The 2260-nt window shown below is 76.6% G+C and carries 2 protein-coding genes and 1 pseudogene; all 3 read right to left on the bottom strand.

Translation table 11 applies throughout. The features are described from left to right. Positions 1–866 (bottom strand): DNA-formamidopyrimidine glycosylase family protein (locus tag NWP10_RS11625; RefSeq protein ID WP_258301009.1); only part of this gene is annotated, 866 nt, incomplete at its 3' end. Positions 867–884: 18 nt separating this feature from the next. Beyond that, positions 885–1418, bottom strand: coding sequence for a VOC family protein (locus NWP10_RS11620; RefSeq protein ID WP_258301008.1), 534 nt, complete (start codon positions 1416–1418; stop codon positions 885–887). Positions 1419–1704: 286 nt separating this feature from the next. After that, positions 1705–2260, bottom strand: a pseudogene (locus NWP10_RS11615) (ATP-dependent helicase); the annotation flags it as partial.

Genomic DNA, 2260 nt, shown 5'->3' with positions numbered 1-2260 from the left:
GGCCGGCCGAGGGCGGGGCCGGACGCCGTCCGGTCGGCTCCGGGGTCCGCCGCGGGGTCCGCGGCGGTCCCGCTCCCGACGGCGGCGGGCAGCCCCGGCGGGAAGCCGCGGTCCGCCACAACCACCTCGATCCCGTAGGGCCGGTCCGGGTTCGCTCGCACCCCCGTGGTGGTGCGCGGCCAGCCGAGGAACGGGGCGGCCGGGGGGACGTTGGCGCGCAGCAGGTCCCGGGCGATCGTCAGCAGCCCCGGGACGTCCGGGACCGCGCCCACCGGGCGGTGCGGGTCGATCCCGGCCAGCAGCAGGGACTCGCAGCGGTAGATGTTGCCGATCCCGCACGTGGTGCGCTGGTCCAGCAGCGCCAGGCCCACGGGGCGCTCGGGTCGGGCGGTCAGCCGCCGCGTCCCCTCGGCGAGCAGCGCCGCCGCGGCCTCCTCGGAGCCGTCCCACGCGGGGTCCAGCAGGTCCGGGCCGAGGTGGCCGAGGACGGTGTCCTCCCGGTCCGTGGGGACGAGCGTGAGCATCCCCAGCTGGGCGCCGAGCACCCGGTGCTCCGCCGTCTCCAGCACCGCGCGGACCTGCCAGGCGGGGGCGCCCCATCGCGCGTCGAGGGCGGAGACCAGCCAGCGGCCCTCCATCTTCAGGTGGGAGACGAGGGTGAGCGGGCGCGCGCCGCCGCGGTCCGCCGGCGGGGTGAGCCGCATCAGCAGGTACTTGCCGCGCGGCTCCACCGCGGCCACCGTCCACCCGGTCAGGTCCGCGGTGGCGTGCTGCGGCACCCGCAGGTCGGCGTGGGTCAGGGCGCGGCCCGCCAGCACCGGGCGCAGCCGATGGGCCACGCGGACGAGGGAGTCGCCCTCAGGCACCGGCGCTCACCGTCCCCGTCAGGCCGCGTTCAGCTGCCAGGTCACGCCGAACCGGTCCCCGACCCAGGCGAAGCGCCGGGAGAAGCCGTAGTCGCCGGGCGGCATGTAGTCCTGGCCGCCGCCGGCGATCAGGGCGTCGTGGACCGCGTCCACCGCCGTGGGGTCCGGGAGCTCGACGAACAGGCTGATCGCCGGGGTGAACGTGAACCCGTGCGAGGTGAAGGAGTCGAAGAAGCGCAGCCGCTGGCCGGCGACCTCGAGCTCGCCGTGCAGCACCTTGCCGGCCCAGTCGGCGCCGCGGGGCGAGGAGTCGTCGAAGAGGTCGCGGCGGACCTCCGTGACGGGCAGGTGCTCGACGAACACGCTGAGATAGGCGTCCATGGCCGCGCCGGCATCGCCCTCGAACATGAGGAACGGGGTGACCGAGGGGTCCGAGGGGTGCGGCATGGACTCCTCGAGGGCCTCGGGGGCCGGGGCGGTGCCCGTGGGGTCGGCGCCCGCGTCGACGCCGACGTCGTCCGGCAGGCCGGGATCGGTGGTGGTCTCGCTCATGCCCGCGAACCTACTCGCCGGCCCCCCGCGTGTCCGCCCCTCCCGGCCCGCGCTCCGCCCCGGTGCCGCGGCCCACGCCGCCGTCGTGCCCTCCCCGGGAGGCCGCGAACACCCCTCACCGCGCCTCGCCCCCTCCCCAGGACCCTGCGTGCACCCCGCACCCCTTCCACCAGTGCGAGCTGTCCTGCAGGTGGCCGTCATGCGGCGCGAAACTGCCCTCATACCGACCATGTGCAGGACAGCTCGGTGGGGCGTGAGCGTCGTGCGGGCGCGGCGACCCTCCTCCTCAGCTCCGATACCGCAGCCCGCTCGGGCTCGAGTAGAACCCCGCCGCGAGCATCGCCTCGGCCAACGGCGTGCCGAGCACGGGCCCGCCGTTGACCTTCTCGAGGCTCAGGCGCTCGGTCCTCCCGGTCCGCAGCGCCCACACGAGCGCCTCGGCCGCGGCCTTCAGCTCGGCGGCACCCTGCGTGAAGCACAGCAGCGTCTTGCCGCCGCGCTCCATGTAGAGGGCGAGCTCGCCGCGGATCAGCACGACGACGGCGCCCGCCTTCCGGCCCGGCCGGTGGCCCGTGGGCACGACGCCGTCCGGTCCGGCCGGCACGGAGGGCCAGTCCAGGGCCGCCCCGTAGGGGTTCGCGGGGTCCGTGGCGGCGAGGGCGAGGGCGGCCGGGGTCCGCTGCTCGGCGGGGGCGGCGGGCAGGGGCAGGCCGAACGCGTCGCCGTGAACTCCCCGGGCACCTGCTCCTGGAGCATCCCTGCGATCCACGGCAGCAGCGAGTCCGCCCCGAGGTTCTTCTGCACCACGAGCCAGGCCTCGCCGCCGGGGGCCAGGCGCGGCA

This window comes from Micrococcus sp. HG099, assembly GCF_024723355.1.
Classification (GTDB): domain Bacteria; phylum Actinomycetota; class Actinomycetes; order Actinomycetales; family Micrococcaceae; genus Micrococcus; species Micrococcus endophyticus.
The sequence above is the reverse complement of the archived record's forward strand: the minus strand, read 5'-3'. Positions and strand labels throughout refer to the sequence as shown.

What these genes read in the sequence shown, in the direction of transcription:
- NWP10_RS11620 (WP_258301008.1), bottom strand. Translation starts at nt 1,418, where the DNA reads ATGAGCGAGACCACCACCGATCCCGGCCTGCCGGACGACGTCGGCGTC.